This window comes from Gordonia sp. PDNC005 (assembly GCF_016919385.1).
In the GTDB taxonomy this organism is placed as follows: Bacteria; Actinomycetota; Actinomycetes; order Mycobacteriales; family Mycobacteriaceae; genus Gordonia.
The window spans coordinates 1,049,185-1,068,239 of sequence record NZ_CP070351.1 but is presented as its reverse complement, the minus strand read 5'-3'; the positions used below and the strand labels follow the sequence as shown (position 1 = coordinate 1,068,239).

Sequence of the window (19,055 nt, the reverse complement as noted above, 5' to 3'; positions counted from 1 at the left end):
TCGTAGCGCAGCGCCTACAGCGTACCACCGGGTAAGGCAAGTAGAGCGGAACCCGACCCTAAGGGAGGATCTCGACACCACCGGCGATGTCCAGCGGAAGCATCTCGAAACCGTACTCGGCGGCAAGTTGGGCCTCGGCATCTCCGAGGTCGATTGTGCCCAAGACCAGCACCGACGGCCCCGCACCCGACACGGTTGCAGCGTGCCCGCGGTCGCGCAGTGCGCTCATCAGACCGCTCGACGCAGGCATCGCAGATGCGCGATAGGTCTGATGCAGACGATCGCTCGTCGCATCCATCAGGCACGTCGGGTCGGTGGTGAGCGCAACAACTGCGAGCGCCACGCGGCTCACGTTGAACACGGCATCCGCCCGCGGAACGGCGTCGGGCAGAAGTCCACGCGTCTCGGCGGTCGACGACTGCGTCTGCGGTACGAAGGATGTCGCCTTGATCGACGGGTGCAGCGGCAGCTTGCGCGCGAAGAACTCGGTGTCGCCATGGGTCCAGGTGACAACACCCGATCCGAGCACCGATGCCGCAGCGTTATCGGGGTGACCCTCGAACTCGCTGGACAACTGGACCAGCTGAGTCTGTGTCAGCGCAGGGCGGCGCGCATCGGCGACGAGCAGGCCCGACGCAGCGGCGAGTCCGCCGACGACAGCTGCCGCGGACGAGCCGAGACCACGGGAGTGCGGGATCGCGTTGACGCAGTGCAGCGCGATACCCGGCGCCGCGACGCCCGCCGCTTCGAGGCCGCGGATCACTGCGCGTGCCACGAGATGGCGTTCGTCGAGGGGGACGTCACCCGCCGACTCCCCTTCCGCGGTCACCACAACACCGGTGCCCGGCTCCGTGACCGTCACGCTGACCTCGTCGTACAGCCCGAGTGCCAGACCCAGGCAGTCGAAGCCGGGGCCGAGATTGGCGCTCGACGCGGGAACCCGCACGCGTGCGGTCACTCCGGGGGTCAGCACCAACTCGGCGTCAGGCGCACCGATCGTCACAGCGGTCACAGCGTTCTCCATGAATGTCAGCTGACGCCGAGGGCACGAGCGACGGCCACCGGATCGACCGGGATGGCGTCGACCTTCGGCATGCCGAGCAGCGCGGTGTCGGGGTCCTTGAGACCGTTGCCGGTCACGGTGCACACGACAGTCGAACCGGGAGTGACCCAGCCCTCTTCGTGCGCGGCGAGCAGCCCGGCAACGCTGGCTGCCGACGCCGGCTCGACGAAAACGCCCTCCCGGCCCGCCACCAGGCGGTAAGCCTCGAGGATCTTCTCGTCGGTGGCGGCGCGGAACTGTCCGTTCGACTCGTCCTTGGCTGCGACGGCCTGATTCCAGCTGGCGGGCGAACCGATGCGGATCGCGGTGGCGATGGTCTCCGGGTCACTGACCGGCGCACCGTTGACCAGCGGCGCGGCACCCGCGGCCTGCACTCCGAGCATGCGCGGGAGCGTGTCGATGATGCCGTCCGCGTAGTACTCGCGGTAACCCTTCCAGTACGCGGTGATGTTGCCGGCGTTGCCGACCGGCAGTGCGTGGATGTCGGGAGCCTTGCCGAGCACGTCGACGATCTCGAACGACGCCGTCTTCTGGCCCTCGATACGTGCCGGGTTCACCGAGTTCACGAGTTCGATCTCGGTGAACTCAGCGGTCACCTTACGGGCGAGCTCCAAACAGTCGTCGAAGTTGCCCTGCACCTGGATCACCTGGGCGCCGTGCATGACCGCCTGAGCGAGCTTGCCCATCGCGATCTTGCCCTCGGGGATGAGAACGGCACAGGTCATTCCGGCGCGAGTCGCGTACGCGGCGGCCGAAGCCGACGTGTTGCCGGTCGACGCGCACAGGACGGCCTTCTTGCCGTTGTTGACGGCGTTGGTGACGGCCATCGTCATGCCACGGTCCTTGAACGAACCGGTCGGGTTCAGGCCCTCGACCTTGAGGTACACCTCGCAGCCGGTGATCTCGGAGAGAACGGGCGCGGCGATGAGCGGCGTCGCACCTTCGTGCAGGGTGACGATCTTCCAGTCGTCCTGCACGGGCATGCGATCGCGGTAGGCCTCGATCAGTCCGGGCCAGCCCTGGTGAACGGGCTGATGTGCGGCGTTAGTCATTGGTTCCCTCCAGGCGGAGCACGCTGGACACCTTGATGACGGAGTCCATCTTCTCGATTGCGGCGACTGTCTCCGACTGATCGCGGTCGGAGGCGCGGTGTGTGACGACGATCAGGCGCGCGTTCTCGCCCGCGCCCTCCTGTCGAACGGCTGCGATGCTGACGTCGCGCTTGGCGAACTCCGCGGCGACCTGCTCAAGCACCCCAGGCTTGTCGGCGACCTGCATCGACACGTAGTAGCGGGTCGGCACATCGTCTATCGGGGCGATCGGCAGCGACGCGTAGGTCGACTCCAGCGGTCCGCGGCCGCTGTAGACGCGGTTGCGCGCCGCCATCACGAGGTCGCCGAGCACGGCGGACGCGGTCGGCGCCCCGCCTGCACCCTGGCCGTAGAACATGAGACGTCCCGCGTTCTCGGCTTCGACGACGACGGCGTTGAATGCGCCGTTCACCGTCGCGAGCGGATGCTCGAACGGGATCAGCGCCGGGTAGACGCGGGCGGAGATCTTCTCAACACCGTCCGCCTCGATGCGCTCGCAGATGGCGAGGAGCTTGACAGTGCAGTCGAACTTCTTCGCCGCCGCGAGGTCGTCGGACGTGATCGACGAGATGCCCTCGCAGTACACGTCGCTCGCGGTGACACGCGAGTGGAATGCGATGGACGCGAGGATCGCGGCCTTGGCGGCAGCGTCGTGACCTTCGACGTCGGCTGTCGGGTCGGCCTCCGCGTACCCGAGTCGGCCCGCTTCGGCCAGAACGTCGGCATAGTCGGCGCCGGTCTCCTCCATCGCGGACAAGATGAAGTTGGTGGTGCCGTTGACGATGCCCGCGACGCGGGTCACGCGGTCGCCCGCGAGCGACTGCGTCAAGGGCCGGATCACCGGGATCGCGCCGGCGACTGCGGCCTCGAAGTACAGGTCGGAGTTGGTTGTCGCGGCGGCCTCGGACAGTTCGCCGGAGTGGACCGCCATGAGCGCCTTGTTGGCGGTCACCACGGACTTGCCCGACTGCAGTGCAGTGCGGATCAGCGTGCGCGGCGGTTCGATGCCACCGATCAACTCGACGACGATGTCGACGTCGTCGCGCGCCACAAGGGCCGCCGCATCGTCGGTCAGCAGCGCTGACGGCACACCCGAACGCGGCCGACTCAGATCACGGACCGACACTCCGCGCAGTTCGACCGGCGCGCCGACACGAGAACGAAGATCGTCGGCGTTCTCGGCGAGAATCCGGACGACTTCGGCTCCGACGTTGCCCATGCCGAGGACGGCTACGCCGATCGGACGGGGTGATTCTGCGGTCATGTGGGATCCACCTCCAGGCTCAAGAAGTCTTCGACGGTCTCCCGTCGCAGGATGAGACGTGCTTGTCCATCGCGAACAGCGGCGACCGCGGCGCGCGGGGCCATGTTGTAGCGACTCGACATCGAATAGCAGTATGCGCCCGTCGCTCCGACCACCAGCAGGTCACCCGGGGTCAGGTCCGACGGGAGCCAGCAGTCTCGGACGACGATGTCGCCGCTCTCGCAGTGCTTTCCGACGACGCGGCACACCACGGCGGGTGCGTCGGACAGTCGGTTCGCGAGACGGACGTCGTACTCGGCGTCGTAGAGGACAGTACGGATGTTGTCGCTCATACCGCCGTCGACGGACACGTATCGCCTGGTCGCGGCCCCGTCGAGGTCGACGTCCTTGATGGTGCCGACACGATAGACGGTGACACCGGCAGGTCCGGCGATGGCGCGACCCGGCTCGACCGCGATGGCAGGCATCGGCAGTCCGAGGCGCTCGGATTCACGGCGCACGATGTCGACGAGAGAACGAGCGAGGTCGGCGACCAGCGGCGGCTCCTCCGACGGGATGTACGAGATGCCGAGGCCACCACCGAGGTCGAGGACCTCGATCTGCTTGGTCTTCTCCACACCGAACTCGGCGACGACCTCGGCCAGGAGGCCAAGGACGCGGTGCGCCGCCAGCTCGAAGCCGTCGATCTCGAAGATCTGTGACCCGATGTGACTGTGCAGGCCGACCAACCGAAGGCTGTCGGCGGCGAAGACGGCACGGACAGCGTCCATCGCCTTTCCGCCGGCGAGAGCGAACCCGAACTTCTGGTCCTCATGCGCGGTCGAGATGAACTCGTGGGTATGCGCCTCAACGCCGGGGGTGACGCGGATCAGGACGTCGGCGACCACACCGCGCGCGCCGGCGAGGCGGTCCAGACGCTCGATCTCGTACATCGAGTCGAGTACAACGTGGCCGATGCCCGACTCCAGTGCGTAGTCGAGTTCGTCTTCGCTCTTGTTGTTGCCGTGCATCGCGATCCGCTCCGCCGGAAAGCCCGCACGCAGCGCTATCGCGAGTTCACCGCCGGTGCAGACGTCGAGCGAGAGTCCCTCCGAATCGACCCACCGGGCCACCTCGGACGAGAGGAACGCTTTCGACGCGTAGTGCACACGGCCGTGAGCTCCGAAGGCCGCCTGCATGTCTGCGCAGCGGGACCGGAAGTCCGCCTCGTCGTAGACGAACAGCGGCGTGCCATAGGTCTGAGCGAGTTCGTCGACGGCGACGCCGCCGATCTCCAGCACCTCGTCGCCGTTGCGGCCCGCGCCACGCGGGTAGACGTTGGCGGGGATCCGCGACAGTTCGGCAGGACTGTTCGGGCGTTCCGCGAGGTGCGGAGCTGCGAGGATGTCCGCGTGACGCGGACCTGCTGGGTGGGCCATCACATACGCTCCGGTGCGCTCACGCCGACGAGGTCGAGCCCGTTGGCCAATACTTGGCGGGTCGCCTCGCACAGCGCCAAACGCGCCGCGTGGACGTCGCCCGGCTCCTCGTCGCCCTGCGGCAGGACTCGGCAACGAGCGTAGAAGCGGTGGTACGCGCCCGCGAGAGTCTCAAGGTAGCGGCTCACCCGATGCGGTTCGCGGAGTGTCGCGGCCGTGGCGACGATCTCGGCGAAATCGCCGATCGTGCGGATGAGGTCGCCCTCGGCGTCGTCGTCGAGCAGTTCGAGGTGCTCGGTCGAAGGGGAGAGCCCCAACTCGGCAGCCGTACGCGACAGCGCCGACAGTCGAGCGTGCGCGTACTGCACGTAGTACACGGGGTTGTCGGAGGACTGCTTGCGCAGCAGGTCGAGGTCGATGTCGATGTTGACGTCGATCGACGACCGGATCAGAGCGTAGCGGGCCGCGTCGACTCCGACGGCTTCGACGAGATCGTCGAGAGTGATGACCGTGCCCGCACGCTTGCTCATGCGGACCGGTGTGCCGTCCTTGACGAGGTTCACCATCTGGCCGATGAGCACCTCAACCGACTCCGGGTCGTATCCGAGCGCTGCGGCGGCGGCCTTCAGGCGCACCACGTAGCCGTGGTGATCGGCGCCCAACATGTAGATCAGATGGTTGGCGCCGCGGTCGTGCTTGTCCTTGAGGTACGCGATGTCGCCGGCGATGTAGGCGTGGTTGCCGTCGCTCTTGATGACGACGCGGTCCTTGTCGTCACCGTAGTTCGTCGACCGCAGCCACCATGCGCCGTCCGCCTCATACAGGTTGCCGTTTGCTTTGAGCTCGTTGATCGACGCGTCGACGAGACCCCGATCGAACATCGAGTTCTCGTGGGTGTACACGTCGAAGTCCGTGCCGAACTCGTGGAGGGTGCTCTTGATGTGTGCGAACATCAGGTCGACGCCGTCGGCGCGGAACGTCTCCAGCCGGTCGTCCTCCGACTGCTCGAGCACACCGGGATGATTCTCGACGACGGTGGCGGCGATCTCCTTGATGTACTCGCCCGCGTAACCGTCCTCAGGGGCAGGCTGGTCGAGCGCGGCAGCCAGCAGCGACCGAGCGAAACGGTTGATCTGCTCGCCGTGATCGTTGAAGTAGTACTCGCGGGTGACCGTCGCGCCTCGCGCCGCGAGCACCCGCCCGAGGGCATCGCCGACTGCGGCCCAACGCGTCCCACCCAGGTGGATGGGCCCTGTCGGGTTGGCCGACACGAACTCGAGGTTCACGACGAGAGTCGACAGCTCGTCACCGCGGCCGTAGTTCTCACGGTCGGCTAGGACGGTGGCCACGGTCTGGTTCTGGGCGGCGGCGGCGAGACGCAGGTTCACAAAACCGGGACCGGCGATCTCCGCGGAGTCGATGCCGGGATCGGCTGCGAACTCGTCGGCGAGCCAGCCCGCCAGTTCGCGCGGGTTGATGCCCGCCTTCTTGCCGAGTTGGAGCGCGATGTTCGTCGCGTAGTCGCCGTGTTCGGGACTGCGCGGACGCTCCACCACGACGGTCTCCGGAATCAGGTCGACGTCCAGGTCGTGGGCGGCGAACACGGTGCGCGTCGCAGCGCGCAGCAGAGCAGCGAGTTCGGTGGGAGTCACGGGTCCCTATCCTATTGGCCCCGACGCGGTTCTGGACAATCGGCAGGGGTCAGCGCATCCCGACCACTTCGCTGCGACCAGTGGCGACATCGGAACACGTGACGATCACGGCTCCGCGCACCACCGTCAGAGCCCGAATCGCCGCGTTCGCTGCGCACGGGGAAGGTGTTGTCGTCACTATCGCGGCCGAACCCGAGTCGACAGTGAAGATCTCACGGTGCGTCGCGATGAGAAATCGATCCCGCAGGGATGCAATCGCGACGACGTCCTGTGGGTGCCCGTCGGGCCCCTGCGCAAGTGCAACCGGGATCGTCGTCTGAGATCCGATGATGCGAATCAGAGGAGCCTGCTGCGAGAACTGGATGAGGACCCGGCGATCGTTCGTCTGCGCGGTTGCTTCGACAGGACCTGGAATCGTGAACGCGTCGATCCTCACCCCGTGCGGGTCGCGGATGACGGCTTCGGTCACCGACTCGCCGGGCAGAGTCGACACCTCCAGCTGAGAGCCGTTGTAGACGAGGTCGCTGTACGAGGCGCGGTCGTCGACTGCCGAGTCGCCCGCCCATCGAGTGTCTTCGACCCGGCCGGAGAACGAGTCGAGCACCGCGACGAAGTGTCCTCGCTGGACAGTCACCGTCGGGGTCCGATTCGTCGACGCATCGACGACCGCTGTCGGGCTGGAATCCGTGACCTCGCCGAGGTCGTACGACCACACCGGTGTCCCGGCCGGCCCGTCGATCACCTCGAGGGTCGAGCCGCGTACATGAGCGAACCCCGGGCCGACCGCATGGATCGGTCCGGCGACGGACAGCCGGTATCCGGGTGTCCCCACGTCTGCGGGCTCAGACGTCTGCGAGCCCTCGCTGAGAACCACCGCCTCCGTCGTCTGGAGGTACGGCACAGCGGCTGCAGTCGCCAGCAGCACGACAAGCATCGCGCAGCCCGCTCCGCTCGCGATTCCGAGGCCCACGGATCCGCGAGGTCCTCGACGCGGTGCCCCCGCCCACACGAGCAACGCCGACGACGACGCGACAACCCCAGTGAGCGTCCAGACGACCGAGCCCGCCTCATCGACGAATCGGGCGCCACTCCAGTCGCCTGAGGCGGCGGCCACGACAGCCAAGGGTGCGAATGCTGCGAGAACTGCCGTGGCCCGAAGTGCGGACGACGCTCCCCGACCCGTGAGGTCCCATCCCGCCGCTAGAATCGCCAGCACCGAGATGACACAGGACGTGACCGGAAGCCACACCAGCACCGGGAGCGGCTCGACAACATCCGCCGCGGTCACCGAACCCGCCAATGCCGACACGACGGCGGTCAGCGCGAGCGCGATCACCCCACCCACGACCGACGTGTGCAGCCGCGCTTCGCCTGACGCTTCGTCCGCTCTCCCGGGTGTGCTCACGATTCGCATCGTATCGGCGGCAAAGGCACAGTTCGGTCGTCCGACGGACGTCGACAACACGACAAGACTCCGCGAATGCCTTCGCGATTGATCTGTTCGGTCGACAATGGACGGCATGGGCCCATCAATGAGACTCAACCGCCGGGATGTGTGGACGGCGGTCCACGACGAACGTCGGCGACTCGCCGACAACCTCGCAGAGATCCCCGACGAGATGTGGCAGACAGCGTCTCTGTGCCCCGGCTGGGATGTCGCCGACGTCGTCGCGCACATCGTCGACACCGCACACATGGGTCGTCTCACGTTCGTCCGCGACATGGTGCTCGCACGTTTCGACTTCGACCGGGCCAACGACCTCGGGGTTCGGCGACGTCTCCGTCGCCGACCGGCAGACCTTGTCGCCGACCTCCGTGCCGCCGCCGAGCTCACTCGCACTCCCCCGGCGCCGCCCGCAACCCGGTTGGTCGAGGCGATCGTCCACGGCGAAGACGTCCGGCGGCCCCTCGGGCTCGTCGGCGACTACCCAGTGGACGCCGTCCTCGACGCACTGGACTATCAATTGAAGACCGCTGTCAGCTGGGGAGGAGGAGCCGAGCGCGCCGATGGGCTGCGTCTGATCGCCACCGACTGCGAATACGTGGCGGGTGAGGGTCGGGACGTGGAGGGAACAGCCCTCGACCTGCTGCTGACGATCTCCGGCCGCCGGATCGACTAGTGCACTGACCTCAGCAGCCGAGGGCGTCAGCCAGTTGATCGATGCCGGCGACGTGGAACAGGTCGAGCGGATTGCGTTCGGCGGGCTTCGGCTCCGGTCCCCACTCGCGGGGCCGTTCGATGTACGCGGTCTGAAGTCCGAACGATCGGGCCGCTGCGAGATCGGAGACGTGAGTCGCGACCATCAGGACCTCTTCCGGCCGCACCTGCATGAGCTCCGCTACGCCGAGGTACACCTCCGCCGCGGGTTTGTAGTGCCGCCACAGGTCGGCGCCACCGACGAAGTCCCACGGGAAGTCGGCGTTCTTAGCCATCTCAGTCAGCAATGCGACATTGCCGTTGCTGAGTGCCCCGATCGTGAAGCGAGTCTTGAGTCGACGGAGCCCGTCAGACGAATCCGGCCATCCCGGCAGGACGTGCCACGCGTGGACAGCGGCATCGAGCTGCGCGGCGGTCGGGGCGACACCGTACGAGTCGGCGAGCAGACGCTGCAGCGATTCGCGATGCAGGTCGTCGAGCAGCGTCCACGGACGCTCACCGGACTCGACCTCGAGCAGGCCCGGAACGTATGTGCGTCGCCAGTCGAGCGCGAGTTTGGACGCGTCGAGATCGGGGAAGGTATCCGCGAGGGTCGTCGACACACCGGTGTACCAGTCGGCGACCGTCCCGAAGGTGTCGAAGGCGAGAACCTTGATCACGCCATCACTCCGATCGCGAGGAGCAGCACGCCGATCGCGGGCGGGACGAGCTGTTTGAGGGCGGCCGACGTCTTCGACGGGTCCGACACGATCAACACGATGCCTGCCGCCACCATGCTTCCCGCACCCGCGAAGACCAGCGTCGCACCGACAGCCTGTTGCCCCGCGGCGAGCACGACGATGCCTGCACCGACGAGGACCGCGAGGAAGAGGTTGTAGAAGCCCTGGTTGAGCGCCAGTGCCTTGGTGGCTTCCGCTTCAGGCTCGGAGGTCCCGAACACGGCACGCGCCCGAGGCGTCGTCCACGCGATGGACTCGAGATAGAAGATGAAGACGTGGACGAGGGCCGCTACTGCGGCGAAGACGAGACCTGCGATGAGCACTCTGACAGCTTAGGCCCGCGAATACTCCGACGCCGCACGAACCTGATCCGGCGACGGCGCGATCCCCGTGTAGAGCGTGAACTGTTCCGCCGCCTGACCGGCGATGACCGCGTCACCGCTGATGACCTCCGCACCACGGGCACGGAGGGCGCGGACCAGCGGCGTGGTCGGGGGCATCGCGACGACGTCGAGTGCGGCGTGCGCGGCATCAACCGCGTCCTGCGGGAACGGGAGATCCTCCGCTGCCGGTCCGCCGGCCATTCCGATCGGTGTCGCGTTCACCAACGTCGTCGGGCGGGCATCGCCCAGCTCCACGGTGTGCGTGAATCCATACTTGGCGGCGAGGGCACCGCCGGTCTCGACGTTTCGCGCTACGACCGTGACATCGGTGAACCCCTCGTCACGCAACGCGGCGACGACGGCCTTCGCCATACCGCCGCTGCCCGCCACTGCGACCGGGGCCGCCCGATCGAACGACGAGGCCGCGAGCAGGTCCGCCACCGCCTGGTAGTCGGTGTTGTACGCCCGGAGGACGCCGTCGTCGTTCACGATCGTGTTCACCGAATCGATCGCCGCAGCCGACCTCTCGAGGACGTCGACCAGCGGAATCACCGCTTCCTTGTACGGCATCGACACCGCCGCACCGCGGATCGGCAGACCTCGGATCCCGGTGACCGCCGCCTCGATGTCGGCGGGCGCAAACGCCTTGTAGACGTAGTTGAGACCGAGCTCGTTGTACAGATAGTTGTGAAACCGCGTCCCGATGTTGGACGGCCGGGCGGCGAGCGAGACACAGAGGACAGTGTCGCGATCAAGCGTTCGGGAGTGGGGTGCGCTCATGGCTTCGATCGTAGGCGGACGGCGAGCGCGCCCGCCGCACTCGTCGCGACCGCGGCCACGGCAGCCACACCTTCTGCCGTCAGAGGCTCAGAGATCTGAGTTTCGCCGGGTTTCGGACGGCGTACACCGCGGTGACTCGATCCTCGACGACCTCGATACAGGTGACATTGTCGATCACGCCATTTATCGACGAGATCACCGCGGGCATTCCATTGACGACGGTCACCCGGAAGCCCATCTCGCCCATCTCCGCCCCCTTCGCGAGCAGACCGACGAGCAGTCGTGCGACTCGGTCGGCTCCGTGCACGGGGCGTCGCGCAGCCGAGACGACCCCGCCGCCGTCACCGAGGAACACCGCGCCCGGAGCAAGTGTGTCCATAAGCCCCTGAACGTCGCCGGTGATGGCGCTCGCGAGGAACTGTTCGGCGACGGCTTGCGCCTGTGACGGTTCCGCAACAGCCGCGCTTCGCCTCGCGCGCACGTGATTTCGCGCGCGACTGGCGATCTGCCTGACCGCGGGCTCCGACTTGTCGACAGCCGCCGCGATCTCGCTGTACTCGAACGCGAAGACCTCGCGAAGCACAAAGACCGCCCGCTCGGCGGGAGTCAACGATTCGAGGACGAGCAGCATCGCGGTGGTGACAGCTTCTCCCGTCAAAACGTGGTCGAGGGCATCGCCGGATGCCGTTTCGAGAGGCTCCGGCAACCACGGCCCGACGTAGTCCTCACGCCGACGGGCAGCCGACCGCGCCGCGTTCAACGCCTGCCGAGTGACGATCCGCGCCAGGTACGCGCGCGGGTTGGCGATGCTCGCCTGATCGACGTCACGCCACCGCAGCCAACTCTCGGAGACGACGTCCTCCGCATCGGCCACCGAGCCGAGTATCTCGTACGCGATCGAGAACAGCAGGGGCCGATTCTCTACGAACTCGTCGGTCATCGTGGACCCGGAATCGCCACCGCGGAACCCTTGCGGGCCGATGTCGCCGCGAACTTGCAGACCTGCTCCTTGAAATACGCGCCCGGCCGACCTCCGAACCAGATGCGCGTCGGCTCATCGTTGCGGTGCGCGTGCTGAATCACTGCGTTCCGGCGCCCGAGCGACACGTTCTGCCCGACGAACGACATCGAGAACCGCTTCGGCTCATCGCCGCGGAGCTCCCGGAGCACGTTCTTCGCAGCGTGCGCGCCCTGCGGCAGGGCGGCCTGACAGCTGGCCCGTGTTCCCGCTACCGCGGCGGCGTCGCCGACCGCGTACACGTTCGGGTGACTCGTACTGCGAAGCTGTGGATCGACTCGCACTCTGCCCATCTCGTCGGTGTCGAGGCCGCTGCGCGCGGCCAGGTCGCTGACCTGCGCGGCCACCGCCCAGAGTGTGAGGTCCGAGTTGTCGGCAGTCGTCCAAGTCCCGCGGACGACCTCGACGCCCAGAGACGACAACACCTCGGAGACTCTGCGCCGCGCAGCATCTCCGAGCGACGCGCCGAGCTCGTCGCCGACGAGCCGAACGGCCACGTCGGGTCGCTGCTCGGCGACCTCGGACGCCGCTTCGATTCCGGTCAGTCCGGCCCCGACGACCGTCACCGTCGCCCCTTCTTCGAGGGCACGTAGGCGTCGAGCGGCCTCGCGTGCTTGTTCAACGTCTCCGACCGCGAGGGTTCCCTCGGGTGCAGTGGCCGAACTTCCGACCGCGTAGATCATTCGGTCGAAGTCGAGCGACGTGCCGTCCGACAGCTCGACGACACCGTCGCCGACCTTCTCCACCGCGGCCTTCCGGTGCACAACACGGCTGTCGAGCATCTCTGACAACGGCCGCGTCGCCGGTCCGCTTCCGGCGATCTCCTGGTGCAGCCGGACTCGCTCGACGAATTCGGAGTGCGGACTGACAACTGTGACCGTCAATCCGTTTCCCTTGCGTGCCAACAGATTCGCCGCGACAGTTCCTGCGTATCCGGCCCCTGCGATCACGATGTCCATGGTGTGGCCTCCCTTAAGCGTCGGTGGTTGACATACATGGGACACCGCCCGGTGCCTGCCTGTGACACCCCTCCACTATGCAGTGGATCACAGCAGTCACGGCCTGATAACGTCGGCGTCAGCATCGCGTGTCGGTGACGGACTGCGTCAGACATGGAGGTGCCGTAGACGAAAAGTCTCACCATGCCAGTCAGTTTCAATCACACCATCATCGGCGCGCACGACCCCGCGTTGTCTGCCGACTTCTATCTCGCCGTTCTCGGCGCGCGGCCCGCTCCGAACTGGGGCCCGTTCATCAACATTCAACTCGACGACGACACGTTGTTGCAGTTCGCGCCAGCACCGGTCAACGATCCGATTCACATGGCGTTCCTCATGAACGACGACGAGTTCGACCGCGGGTACAACGCCCTCACGACGCTCGCTGTGGAGCACTGGGCCGACCCGCAGATGACGCGCCCGGGCGAGATCTCCACGGACGAAGGCAAGCGCGTGTACTTCAAGGATCCGTCAGGCCATCTGCTGGAAATGCTGACGCAGCCGTATCTCTGAGCCGACTCTCCGAAACTCAGTACTGATATCGGCGCTCGAGGGAATATTGCCCTCGAGTACTCATCTCAGTACTGAGTTTGGGAGCGCGCCCAGGCCAACTGAAAAACCCACGCACGAGGCGTGGGCTGGACAGATACTTGGTGCGTCCACGTGAAGTGGTTCAAACCAATCGGGCGCACACCGACCGGAAGTCGGCGAGGATGTCACAGTGCCCCCCGCAGGATTCGAACCTGCGACCTTCTGCTCCGGAGGCAGACGCTCTATCCCCTGAGCTAGGGGGGCGGGTCAAGCGAGAGCAACATTAGCGCACCTGCCCCGCACGCCCCAACACCGGGGCTTCCGAAGCGGTCACGCGAGCAAGCCGTTGCGCTTCTTACGAATCCGTGTCATGGTCTTTCACCATGATCTCAAGTGGAAAGGCGGCCACCGCCTCACAGGCGTGACCTCCGGCCGCGGCGCACGACGCCGCGCAGCATCCCGACCGCCTCGTGTCGACCGCACCGACGACCTCGTCGAGTCCGCGAAGGCACTGCGCGAACCTTGGCTCCAGCGGGGTCTCTCCTGCGACCCTGCCGACGTGTCGGCAGCCGAGGCGGCGATCGGCGACATCTACGCTCTCGCGGGTCTTCGCCGGCCGGAGGTGATCTGGACCCCGTCGCCCGGCGCGGCTCTCGACATCATGCGGACCCTGCACGAAGGTCCGGAGTCCATGACGTCGGGCGTCACTGAGTTGTTCAGTGCGTCGCATCGAACGATGAAGGCTCGGATCAGGCGTCGTGCCGACACCGATCCGTTTCCCAGCCAGTTCTATCCGCCGGGCAACACGCCCACTTGGCGCTACGCGTCCTACGAGCCGTACATCCCGGACCCAGACGTCTACACGCTGCTCAGACAATCGATCTGGGAGAGCCTACGCACCACGCTCGTCGACAGTGTGGTCACCGGGATCAAGCGCCTCGTAGAGCCTCAGACCGGCGTGGTCACCTGGCTAGGCCAACAGGAGGCCTACCGGGTCGCGTACTTCAGCATCATCCGAGAGCTCGGCCTCGCCGACCTCACACCCGCATGCGACGCCGTTCTCGACCTTCAGTCAGCGATGGTGTCCTCGTGCGGCTGGTGGTGGCCTGCCGACGACGTCTGCTTCGTCTCCGATCGGCCGTGCGCCCTCAGCACTGAACCGACGCCTGCCGCAGTCAACAGCGAACGCCGATTGCACAACGTCGACAGCCCCGCCATCGAGTTCCGTGACGGAGGCCGCGTGTTCGCAATCCACGGCACTCTCGTCCCCGAGTGGGTCGTCACCGACCCGACAGTCGACCGCATCGTCAACGAACCCAACGTCGAGGTTCGTCGGATCGCGATCGAACACATCGGGTGGGAGCAGTTCATCGAACAGTCCGGCATCCGCCTGATCGACAGCAGCGACGACCCGGGCAACCTCGGGGCACGCCTCGACCTGTACGAGACGCCACCCAGGTGGTCTATGCCGACTCGCATCCTCCTCGCTGTCAACGGATCCGTGGAGCGAGACGGAACCCACCGCCGATACGGACTCAGTGTCCCCGGATGGGCGTCGACAGCCCTCGATGCCGCGGGATGGACGTACGGACTTCCCGGCAATGTGTACGCGCGCCTCCAGCGCCGAACCTGACCGACTCAACGACTACCAAGGTGAACAACATGATCACAGACAGCCCAACCACACTCGCCCACCTCGCAGTCCGCGCGGGCATCGACGTCCTCGACCATCTCGACAAACAGGTTCATGTCCCAGTCATCAGTGGGATACAGGCTCAAGGCGACCTCATCGTGATCCCCGCCGACCTCGTGCCAGAAGTCAGGACATTCGCCGACCGGCCTTTCGAGGTGCGCGGTGCCGGGATCGAACTGCTGCGGAGCGAGTCAGGCGGCAACCCACACGTCCTAGTTTCCGACGTCGGTCTCTGCCGGTGGAATCCGCAGGTCCGAGACTCGTTTCGGCTCGCACTCGGCCTGCTTGAGACCACCGTGACCGCATACCTGATCCATCCGGAGCACGGTGCCACGGGAATGGCCCCCGGTCGCTACGTCATCCGGCGGCAACGCGACCGCAGCGGGCGAAACGGGTATGTCGTCGACTGACAGCCAGATCAGACGGCGATCAACGTCGCGTCACGGACGTCGCGGTATCGGTCAGGCGTGCAGGTCAGGACGATGATCTGGGAGTCGCCTGCCGCATGTCCGAGGACCTGCGCCATAGAGGTGAGTCGTTTCGGGTCGGAGTACCCGAGAGCGTCGTCGAGGATCACCGGCACGCCGTCGGCCTCGTCGACGAGGGACGCACATGCGAGCCGCGCGAGCAGGCCAAGCTGCTCGCGGGCCCCGCCCGACAGCGACTCGACATCGACGGTCACCCCGTCGAGGGTGCGCGTCTGGATCTGGAAGTCGTCAGCGACTCCGAACCGAACGCCGTCTCCGAACACGGGGCCGGCCAGCTCCTCGAGGCGGCGCGTGAACGGGTCGACGTACCTGGCTCGACTCTCGGTCCGCTTTCGCTGCAACGTCTCGAAGAGCACCCGCGCACCGGCCGCACGCTCGGTCACTCGGCGCAGCGTTGCGACAGCCGCATCGTTCTCTGCAACAGCGTCGGACAATTCGTCAAAGCGGCCGTCGCTCCGGCAGACCTCCAGTCGGGTCGTCAGTTCCGTCTGAGTCTTGCGCTCGTCAGCGATCTTCGAGCGTGTGCGGTCGAGCGCCGCTTCGGCTTCGTCGTAACGCGCGCGCACGCCCGCGACATCCATACGCGCGGCGTCCAAAGCCACCTTCGACGCCGCGACCTGCGCGTCCTCCAGGTCTCGCGCTGCAGCCGATGCCGCCGAGACCAAATCTGCATCACTGGCCTCCGCCACTGCCCGCATCACTTCTTCACGAAGGGCGACCGCGGTCTCGGCTGCCCTCTCGCCGGACTTCTCCCAGACCTCAGCACGGCTCGTGTGTTCACGAGCACGCGCAGATTCCACGTCACGAGCCCGCTCAGCGGCGGCGTACGCGTTCGCGGCATCCCGCTCCCGAACACGGAGGGCACCGAGGTCGTCGACGTCTTCCGGCTCGACGTCCGGGATCCGCGCGTCGACCGCGTCTCTCTCGGAGGTCAGATCGTCGACGCTGCGCTCACCGAGTTCTCGCCGAAGCGCACGCTCCACCTCGCGGATCCGTCCGAGCGCCTCGGTGCGTCGCGCGGCGACCGGGACGACATCCGACAGTCGCTGGACACCGCATCGATCGACGAGGGCGGTCGCCTCATCGCGCAACGCCTCGAGTTCGCCTGCCAACGCCTGTGCGTCGTCTCCCGGCACTACCCGCACCCGGACCTCAGCCGCGTCGACAGACACCGCATGTCCGGCCTTCATTGTTGTCTCGCCGGTGACCGCCTGGCCGTCGACGGTCACGCCGCCGCCCAGTGGAGTCACGATCACTGTCGGGACTCCGGCGTCCACACGCGCTTGAGCTGCGGCGATCGCGCGGTCCAAATTCACCGCGCGAGCCGCGTCGGCGTCGGTCGCCACAAGGTCGGCCGCAACCTTCTCCGCCTCGGACAACTCAGATCGCAGCCGAGCGGCCGCGCCGATCGTCGCGTCGAGCTCGGCGCGGCGCCGGCGGTCGCGCGCGACAACTTCTGCCGCCTCGGCTGCGACTATCCGCTCGCGCAGGGCAGCCAGCCGCTCCTGCGCCGCGGTCGCCTCGATACCTAGTTCATCGGCCCGCTGAGCCGCCGTGCGAGCGTCATTCCGCGACGACTCTACAGCCGCACGGCCGGACGCGACGTCCGACTCGGCTTGCCCAAGACGAGCGCGCAGGCCCTTGCGTTCGTTGACGGCCTTCACCGCTGTTGTGGCCTCGGCCTGCCGCTGAGCGACGACCGCCTTCGCCTTGTCGAGCTTCTCGACGACGGCGTCGGCTTGGGCCACCTCGGCGGCCAGCCTGGCCACCTCAACGCGCTGTTCGGACTCCAGCTCAGCGAGTTCGGCGATGGCGTCGGCGACACCCGGGAGTCGGTCTGTCGCCTCTTGAACGGTCGCGAGGATCCGTTCTCGTTCGGCAACCGCGTTCGAAGCCTCGACCGCCGCCCGCTCGGCGGCCAACAGTTCCCCGGTCGGCCTGCCCTGTGCAGCGGTGTAGTACCGCTGATACTCAGCGGTGACGGCGGCGAGAAGGTCCTGAGTCTGCGGGCTCTCCCCCGCCTGCTCCACGTCCACGTCGCCCGCGGCCCGGTCCAACGCCCTGGACAGCGCCGAGCTGTCGGTCAGCGCGCCGAGCTCAGGGTCAGTCGACTGCAGCAGACTCAATGCCCGGTACAGCGTGCGGTCGAGAGACGCATCGAGGATCTGCTCGACGCGCTCGTGCGCCGCCCGGCCGGTCAACTGTTCGGGTTTCGGCTCCAGGATGGTCAGTGATGTCTCGGGCGCTTTGTTGAAGCGTTTGAAATATTCGAAACGCCATGGCCCACAGGAGATCTCGGCAGTCACTTCACTGCCGACGTCTCGACCAGACGGTTGCACGGCACGCACACTCGCCTTGCTGCTCTTGTCGCGCGTCGTCAGCAGCAGGTCGAGAGCCTCGACCATCGACGACTTCCCCGCCTCGTTCTCGCCTTCGATCACGGTCACGCCGACGTCGGCGAAGACCACTTCGCGTTCAACAACACCGCGGAAGTTCACAACCTTCAGCCGATGAACCCTCACGCTCGGCTCCCGGCCAGACGCAGAAGCAACGACAGCGCCGACCGCGCCTCGGGTTCGTCGGCCGCCCGTTGGGCGATCTCCGCGGCTGCACGCGCGGCGTATCCCTGCAGATCAAGGGTGTCGAGATCGGCGTCGTCGGACACCACGACGAGGTTGTGCTCCCGGTCCCATGTCGTGAGCCCCGCGAAACGGTCGCCGAACTCGTCGAACAGTTCGTCGAGAGCGACGTTCTCCGCCACGGTCAGGGTGCCGACGAGACCGAGCTGGACCACGGTCTGAGGCTTGTCGGTGAGCGCGCTCAGCGTTTCCCGCAGCCGGTCGACGTCGGCGATCGAGTTCATGTCCTGGGTCAGCGTGCGGAACGCCCACTGGCCGACACGGTGCCGCTGAACGTCGATCGACCGGTCCCCGCCTCGCCGCAGCGTCACCTGCAGCACATGGCCGGGTTCGGTCTCGACGTTGTCGAACGCCGTGACTTCGGGGGCACCGGAGTACCAGACCCGTCCGGTGTCGCCGACGGACGTGACTGAATGACGGTCGCCGAGCGCAACGTAGTCGACGAGACCCGCCGCAGTTGCGGCGTCGACGCCCGCACTGGCGACGATCGACGGGTCGGGGTTGGGACTGAGGCTGTCCATGCCGCCGTGACCGACGACGATCCTGATGTCGTCGGACGGGCCGAGAACGGCCAACTGGTCGGCGATCAGATCGGACGACGGATGCTTTGTGTGCCACGGCGCCGCCACTATGCTCACACCATCGCGGATGCGGACGACACCTGGCTTGTCGAGTACGTGGACGTTCTGCGGGCAGGCACGCACGAACTCCGCCGACGTGTACACGCTCGTCGCGTCGAGTGGGTCGTGGTTGCCGGGCAGCAGGTAGACGGGGACCGGATAGTCGCCGAGCGAATCGAGTGTCCTACGGATGATGCGGGTGGAGACCCGCGGATCGTCGAACACATCACCGCAGACCACAACAAACTCGGCGCCGGTCTCCACGGCCACCTCGCCGATGCGGACGACCGCGGCGTCGCGGGCCGCCGCGTAGGTGTGCTGGGACTCGCCCGGTAGAAAACGGCGGGTCATCCCGAGCTGCCAGTCGGCGGTGTGCAGGAACGTGACTTCCGGATCGACGGCAGGGGCGGGCGGAGCAGGCTCCACTCGGCGCTTCGGCGTCGCCTTCTTCGTCGGAGCAGGCGGGGGTTCGGGGAGATCGAGCTCGAAGAGAGGCTCCATCTCGTACATCGGCCGGCTCATCGCTCCCCCTCTCCTGAT

The 19,055-nt window shown here is 66.8% G+C and carries 17 protein-coding genes and 1 tRNA gene; 4 read left to right on the top strand and 14 right to left on the bottom strand.

Translation table 11 applies throughout. The features are described from left to right. Positions 1-58: 58 nt before the first annotated feature. The 6 genes from thrB to JVX90_RS05000 are packed head-to-tail and all read right to left on the bottom strand — an operon-like array spanning position 59 to position 7,893. Positions 59-1,024 carry a homoserine kinase gene (gene thrB / locus JVX90_RS05025; protein ID WP_205331328.1) on the bottom strand — a complete coding sequence of 322 codons (966 nt, stop codon included), beginning with the start codon at positions 1,022-1,024 and terminating at the stop codon, positions 59-61. 5 nt (positions 1,025-1,029) lie between these two features. Further along, complete coding sequence (thrC, locus tag JVX90_RS05020; RefSeq protein WP_205331327.1) at positions 1,030-2,115, bottom strand: threonine synthase; 1,086 nt, start codon at positions 2,113-2,115, stop codon at positions 1,030-1,032. Continuing rightward, the gene (locus JVX90_RS05015) at positions 2,108-3,418 is read right to left on the bottom strand and encodes a homoserine dehydrogenase (RefSeq protein ID WP_205331326.1); all 1,311 of its coding nucleotides are present in this window, start codon (positions 3,416-3,418) and stop codon (positions 2,108-2,110) included. Before JVX90_RS05015 ends, thrC begins: the two co-directional genes overlap by 8 nt. Next, complete coding sequence (gene lysA, locus JVX90_RS05010) at positions 3,415-4,839, bottom strand: diaminopimelate decarboxylase (protein ID WP_205331325.1); 1,425 nt, start codon at positions 4,837-4,839, stop codon at positions 3,415-3,417. Before lysA ends, JVX90_RS05015 begins: the two co-directional genes overlap by 4 nt. Beyond that, complete coding sequence (gene argS / locus JVX90_RS05005; protein ID WP_205331324.1) at positions 4,836-6,488, bottom strand: arginine--tRNA ligase; 1,653 nt, start codon at positions 6,486-6,488, stop codon at positions 4,836-4,838. The genes lysA and argS overlap by 4 nt, the downstream gene beginning before the upstream one ends. 49 nt (positions 6,489-6,537) lie before the next feature. Further along, positions 6,538-7,893: a hypothetical protein gene (locus JVX90_RS05000; protein WP_205331323.1), complete on the bottom strand. Its 1,356-nt coding sequence runs from the start codon at positions 7,891-7,893 to the stop codon at positions 6,538-6,540. Positions 7,894-8,020: 127 nt separating this feature from the next. Between JVX90_RS05000 and JVX90_RS04995 the strand changes: the two genes are divergently transcribed. Further along, the gene (locus tag JVX90_RS04995) at positions 8,021-8,608 is read left to right on the top strand and encodes a maleylpyruvate isomerase family mycothiol-dependent enzyme (RefSeq protein WP_240194064.1); all 588 of its coding nucleotides are present in this window, start codon (positions 8,021-8,023) and stop codon (positions 8,606-8,608) included. Between the two features lie 10 nt (positions 8,609-8,618). On the opposite strand, the gene JVX90_RS04990 is transcribed toward JVX90_RS04995, so the two are convergent. The 5 genes from JVX90_RS04990 to JVX90_RS04970 all read right to left on the bottom strand — a co-directional run bounded on the left by JVX90_RS04990 (position 8,619) and on the right by JVX90_RS04970 (position 12,505). After that, positions 8,619-9,305 carry a haloacid dehalogenase type II gene (locus JVX90_RS04990; protein ID WP_205331321.1) on the bottom strand — a complete coding sequence of 229 codons (687 nt, stop codon included), beginning with the start codon at positions 9,303-9,305 and terminating at the stop codon, positions 8,619-8,621. Then, entirely contained in the window at positions 9,302-9,688 is a 387-nt protein-coding gene (locus JVX90_RS04985; protein ID WP_205331320.1) for a DUF1304 domain-containing protein, read from the bottom strand. The genes JVX90_RS04990 and JVX90_RS04985 overlap by 4 nt, the downstream gene beginning before the upstream one ends. A gap of 9 nt (positions 9,689-9,697) precedes the next feature. Then, positions 9,698-10,528: a shikimate 5-dehydrogenase gene (locus JVX90_RS04980; RefSeq protein ID WP_205331319.1), complete on the bottom strand. Its 831-nt coding sequence runs from the start codon at positions 10,526-10,528 to the stop codon at positions 9,698-9,700. A gap of 79 nt (positions 10,529-10,607) precedes the next feature. Continuing rightward, complete coding sequence (locus tag JVX90_RS04975) at positions 10,608-11,468, bottom strand: RNA polymerase sigma-70 factor (protein WP_205331318.1); 861 nt, start codon at positions 11,466-11,468, stop codon at positions 10,608-10,610. Continuing rightward, positions 11,465-12,505 carry an FAD-dependent oxidoreductase gene (locus JVX90_RS04970; RefSeq protein WP_205331317.1) on the bottom strand — a complete coding sequence of 347 codons (1,041 nt, stop codon included), beginning with the start codon at positions 12,503-12,505 and terminating at the stop codon, positions 11,465-11,467. The genes JVX90_RS04975 and JVX90_RS04970 overlap by 4 nt, the downstream gene beginning before the upstream one ends. 183 nt (positions 12,506-12,688) lie before the next feature. Here JVX90_RS04970 and JVX90_RS04965 point away from each other — a divergent pair, with 183 nt between their 5' ends. Continuing rightward, the gene (locus tag JVX90_RS04965; RefSeq protein WP_205331316.1) at positions 12,689-13,057 is read left to right on the top strand and encodes a VOC family protein; all 369 of its coding nucleotides are present in this window, start codon (positions 12,689-12,691) and stop codon (positions 13,055-13,057) included. Between the two features lie 209 nt (positions 13,058-13,266). On the opposite strand, the gene JVX90_RS04960 is transcribed toward JVX90_RS04965, so the two are convergent. Further along, a tRNA-Arg gene (locus JVX90_RS04960) sits at positions 13,267-13,339 on the bottom strand. Positions 13,340-13,445: 106 nt separating this feature from the next. On the opposite strand from JVX90_RS04960, the gene JVX90_RS04955 reads away from it, so the two are divergent. Both JVX90_RS04955 and JVX90_RS04950 read left to right on the top strand, forming a co-directional pair. Further along, positions 13,446-14,708, top strand: a complete 1,263-nt coding sequence (locus JVX90_RS04955; protein ID WP_240194063.1) for a DUF6745 domain-containing protein — start codon at positions 13,446-13,448, stop codon at positions 14,706-14,708. Positions 14,709-14,737: 29 nt separating this feature from the next. Then, entirely contained in the window at positions 14,738-15,178 is a 441-nt protein-coding gene (locus JVX90_RS04950) for a hypothetical protein (RefSeq protein ID WP_205331315.1), read from the top strand. A gap of 8 nt (positions 15,179-15,186) precedes the next feature. Here the strand turns inward: JVX90_RS04950 and JVX90_RS04945 are convergent, their stop codons facing one another. Together JVX90_RS04945 and JVX90_RS04940 are read right to left on the bottom strand one after the other, a co-directional pair. Next, positions 15,187-17,778, bottom strand: coding sequence for an AAA family ATPase (locus JVX90_RS04945; protein WP_205331314.1), 2,592 nt, complete (start codon positions 17,776-17,778; stop codon positions 15,187-15,189). Then, a complete protein-coding gene (locus tag JVX90_RS04940; protein WP_205331313.1) occupies positions 17,775-19,037 on the bottom strand; it encodes a metallophosphoesterase in 1,263 nt (420 codons plus the stop codon). The genes JVX90_RS04945 and JVX90_RS04940 overlap by 4 nt, the downstream gene beginning before the upstream one ends. Positions 19,038-19,055 lie beyond the last annotated feature (18 nt).

What these genes read in the sequence shown, in the direction of transcription:
- thrB (WP_205331328.1), bottom strand. Translation starts at nt 1,024, where the DNA reads ATGGAGAACGCTGTGACCGCTGTGACGATCGGTGCGCCTGACGCCGAG.
- thrC (WP_205331327.1), bottom strand. Translation starts at nt 2,115, where the DNA reads ATGACTAACGCCGCACATCAGCCCGTTCACCAGGGCTGGCCCGGACTG.
- JVX90_RS05015 (WP_205331326.1), bottom strand. Translation starts at nt 3,418, where the DNA reads ATGACCGCAGAATCACCCCGTCCGATCGGCGTAGCCGTCCTCGGCATG.
- JVX90_RS04995 (WP_240194064.1), top strand. Translation starts at nt 8,021, where the DNA reads ATGAGACTCAACCGCCGGGATGTGTGGACGGCGGTCCACGACGAACGT.
- JVX90_RS04980 (WP_205331319.1), bottom strand. Translation starts at nt 10,528, where the DNA reads ATGAGCGCACCCCACTCCCGAACGCTTGATCGCGACACTGTCCTCTGT.
- JVX90_RS04975 (WP_205331318.1), bottom strand. Translation starts at nt 11,468, where the DNA reads ATGACCGACGAGTTCGTAGAGAATCGGCCCCTGCTGTTCTCGATCGCG.
- JVX90_RS04970 (WP_205331317.1), bottom strand. Translation starts at nt 12,505, where the DNA reads ATGGACATCGTGATCGCAGGGGCCGGATACGCAGGAACTGTCGCGGCG.
- JVX90_RS04965 (WP_205331316.1), top strand. Translation starts at nt 12,689, where the DNA reads ATGCCAGTCAGTTTCAATCACACCATCATCGGCGCGCACGACCCCGCG.
- JVX90_RS04955 (WP_240194063.1), top strand. Translation starts at nt 13,446, where the DNA reads ATGGTCTTTCACCATGATCTCAAGTGGAAAGGCGGCCACCGCCTCACA.
- JVX90_RS04950 (WP_205331315.1), top strand. Translation starts at nt 14,738, where the DNA reads ATGATCACAGACAGCCCAACCACACTCGCCCACCTCGCAGTCCGCGCG.
- JVX90_RS04940 (WP_205331313.1), bottom strand. Translation starts at nt 19,037, where the DNA reads ATGAGCCGGCCGATGTACGAGATGGAGCCTCTCTTCGAGCTCGATCTC.